Raw genomic sequence first — 3,541 nt, 5'->3', positions numbered from 1 at the left:
GCTGTTAGGGACGCTGCGCAGCTTCCCGGGCATGAAATGGTAGGGCGGCCACGGACCGCTGATGGCCAGCTCGCAATCCTTCAGCTTGGAGGCGGCGTTGGTATAGCGGTTCTGATATTTCTCCACCGAAGCGTGGTCGATGAGGTGGGCGATGTCGATGAGCATGCCGCCCGCGTCTACCCGCTTGCAGCTGACGTCGGCGTCCAGCGGGTGGAAGAGTTTCTGCACCTGCACCGAGAGCGCGCGCGCCTTGGTGAGCCGCTCGCGCTGCTTGGCCGCCTTCTCCCGCAGCTTCGTGAGATAGACGCCGCCGGTGGCGGTCGGCAGTTCCACATCGTCCATCATCTGGCGCAGCGACCCATCGCGCACCAGCAGTTTGAGGTGCATCTCAGCCTTGCCGCGCAGCCGGGTCACGCTGGCGACGAAGGCCTTGCGGTTGCCGCGGACCGCCCGGCGCAGGTCCTCATCCCTCTCGAAGACAGTGCCAAAGCGGAAGGGAAGCACGGTGGTATTGCGGAAACACTCACTGATCACGTGTGCGTGTTCGAGGATGGCTTTCTGATCGAGGTCCCCACGTTTCGTCCACTCGCTCACGATCACGGCAAACTCGCCGCTGGGGTAGCCCATGATCTTGGCGCCCCCTATGCCTTGCAAGCTGGGAATGGTGAAAGGACGACGGGCGCGAGAGTTACCTTGGAAGGCTTGTTGCTCAGTGATGCAGTATGCGTACCATGCCATGTCAGCGTCTCCGGAGTACATGGCTGACGCGAGCTTCCGCCGTCAGCTGGTTGTGGCCGCTCGATTGTGGAAGGACTCTAGGGTACTGCGATGTTGAAACGCCGAGCGCAGCGCGGGGGCCGCTGCCTCAGAACCGCAACCATCCTATCCCGAGCGATGCACCAAAGCAAATGCAACTTGTGGCGAGGTTTATGGGCGAGTTACTCCTCCGCCGGTACTCCGGAGTACACGGTCGCGTCTTGCAGTTACCTTCAAGCGCACCTCTTAAGGGGTACGTTTCAGGGTAGGTGTCAATGTCACGTTTTGATACGCCGGTGGTAACCGGCTGCCAGTGTAGGGCGGTCCGGTTCCTACCCAGAGCACCCGCCGATTGCTCCTCGCCCCTGGCACGATTCGCTTATCCCCGCAAATCAAAGACAACAGAGCACTTCCCGGTAATCCTACGGAGTCGCCCGCTAAACCGGTGTGGCAGCCCCGTTGCAGCAGAGGAAGGCACGGAGCGCTCCCGCTCGTTCGGCTCCGCCCCCTTGCCCATGGTCTTCGACCGAGACAGCGTGTCCCCGGAGCAGTTCGTCGTAGAGGTGTTCTCCGAGTTGCCACAACCCACAGTAGAGGGTCGCTGGCGCGAGCTCAACGTGCTGCTGCGCTTGAGCATGCTGACCGGATTGCAGATGCAGCTCGAAGCCACCCTCGACATCTTGTGCGACTTTGCCGGCGAGATCGCAGCCTTCGACCGGGCTCTCGTCTACTTCTGGGAGGAGGAAGACCAGAAAGGGGAACCGCGGGCCACGCGCGGGATGGACGCGGCGCCGAGCGAGGTCTACGCGCGAGGGAACATCCTGAACCTCTGGGCGGCGAAGTACGGCCGTCCGCTGCTGATCGCGGCGGGAAAGAACCTGCAGGCCGACGCCTTCCTCGAAGCGGTCGGCAGCGAGATGGCTTTGGTGGTGCCGTTATTCGCCGCCAACCAGGTGATGGGATCGATCCAGCTCTTCGCGGCACGGCGCTCGGCCTTCACCAGGCCCGCCTTTACGAAGCCCGCCTTTACGAAGGAAGACGCGCAGCTGCTCTGGGTGCTGGCCTTGGTCGCCGAGAATCAGCTCACCCGTGAGTATGCCAACGAAGGACTGTTGCGCTTCGCCTTCACCGATTACCTGACCGGCTTGAAGACGCGCGGCTACTTCGAGCAGCAACTCGACCTCGAGATAAAACGCGCCGAGCGCAAGCAAGCCGGCCTGGCGCTCCTGATGGTCGACATCGACCACTTCAAGCAACTCAACGATCACTACGGACACCACGTGGGCGACCAGGTATTGCGTGACGTGACTGCCATCCTGATGAAGGACATGCGCGAGGTAGACACGGTGGCGCGTTACGGTGGCGAAGAGTTCGTCATCATCCTGCCGGAAACCGCGGCCGGCGGCGCCCTGTTCGTCGCCGAGCGCTTGCGCAACGCGGTCGCCCAGTCCAAGTTCTTTGCCGGTTCCGTCGACGCGGTGGAGCATCTGACCATCTCGATCGGCATCGCCGTGTTCGACACCGACGCGCAGTTCAAACGCGACCTGATCGAGTACGCGGATGCCGCGCTCTATGCGGCAAAAGCCGGCGGACGCAACCAGGTCGTCCTCTATTCCGACCTTATGCTCAAGCAGCGCAAAGAGGCCTGATGCTCTCCAACATCCCCACGCTCGAGACCCGCACACTGAAGATGCAAACGCTCGAGACCACGCCCAAACAACGCACCAGCCGCAAAACGGCGGCGGCGGCCGCCGAGAGCGCAGGCGGACACACGTATGCAAACGGCACTCGGCCGTGGAGCGTGATGCATGCCACCGAGCATGTGCGCGGGGTAATCGAGCTGGCCGAGGCGCAACGCGATCTGGGGATGCATCCGGTGCTGGTGACGCCCCAGGGCCACGGATCGATCGAGCTGTACCTGCGCACGCCGCCGTTGGAAGAGGGTGGGGTCTCGCTGTTGAGCATCTGGCAGGAGGTGCGCCAGTGGCGGAAGTCGCTCGCCGATTGCGCCGGCGCCGCAGCCATGGAGATCGTGCATGCGCACTGCTTCGCCGCGGGGATGTCCGGAGTGCGGAACTGGCCGGTGGTGGTCTATGACCTGCGCGACTGTGTGGAGCACGACGCGGATCCGAGCCAGCAATGGCTGGCGCGCTCGCTGCGCGTCGCAGAGCAGTTCGTTCTCACCCGCGCCCAGGCTGTCGTGGTGCATCGGCCGTCGCGGCGCGCGACCGCGCGCGAGCGGGGCACGGCGGAGGAGCACATCTTCGTGGTCCCAGACCCGATCGCGGGCCTGGAATATGCAAACGGCGGATCCGCGAGTGGCGAATACGCAAATGGCGACTGGCTGCGCGGCGAATACGCGAATGGCGCCCTGCCGCACGGCGCCGTCACCTTCTTCGCCCCCGGCCTTCACCTTAACGACGTCCACACCGCCGACCTCGATTTCGATTTAGTGTTGAGCGCGTTCGCGCAGGTCCTCTCCGAGGTCGAGAACCCCGGGATGGAAAATCCCGGGGTGCAGAATATCGTGCTGCTGCTCGAAGGCGATCCCGCCGCGGCGGCGCTGCGCGACAAGCTGGCGGCAGCGGGGATCAGCCGCGCGGTGCGCCTGGTAACGCCGCAACAGCGCGCGCGGGCGTTGCACAGCGCCGACGTTGTTTTGACAGCAACGGCATTGACTGAGGCAAACAACGCCCCGAACCCAGCCGGACTCGAAGCCATGCGCGCAGGCCGAGCCGTGCTGGCAGCGGACACCACCGCCAACCGCGATCTCTCGCCCGAGGGC

General features: G+C 64.1%; 3 protein-coding genes. 2 read left to right on the top strand and 1 reads right to left on the bottom strand.

Annotated elements, in window-relative coordinates:
• The coding region (locus tag M3P27_02210) for a GvpL/GvpF family gas vesicle protein (GenBank protein ID MDP9267124.1) at nucleotides 1-738 on the bottom strand (738 nt) is incomplete at its 3' end.
• A gap of 533 nt (nucleotides 739-1,271) precedes the next feature.
• Between M3P27_02210 and M3P27_02205 the strand changes: the two genes are divergently transcribed.
• A complete protein-coding gene (locus tag M3P27_02205; GenBank protein MDP9267123.1) occupies nucleotides 1,272-2,405 on the top strand; it encodes a sensor domain-containing diguanylate cyclase in 1,134 nt (377 codons plus the stop codon).
• On the top strand, nucleotides 2,405-3,541 hold a 1,137-nt coding region (locus M3P27_02200; protein MDP9267122.1), incomplete at its 3' end, for a glycosyltransferase. The genes M3P27_02205 and M3P27_02200, both read left to right, overlap by 1 nt.

The organism is Acidobacteriota bacterium, assembly GCA_030774055.1.
Taxonomy (GTDB): domain Bacteria; phylum Acidobacteriota; class Terriglobia; order Terriglobales; family Acidobacteriaceae; genus JACPNR01.
Note: the sequence above shows the minus strand (reverse complement) of the source record. Positions and strands in the feature narration are given on the sequence as shown.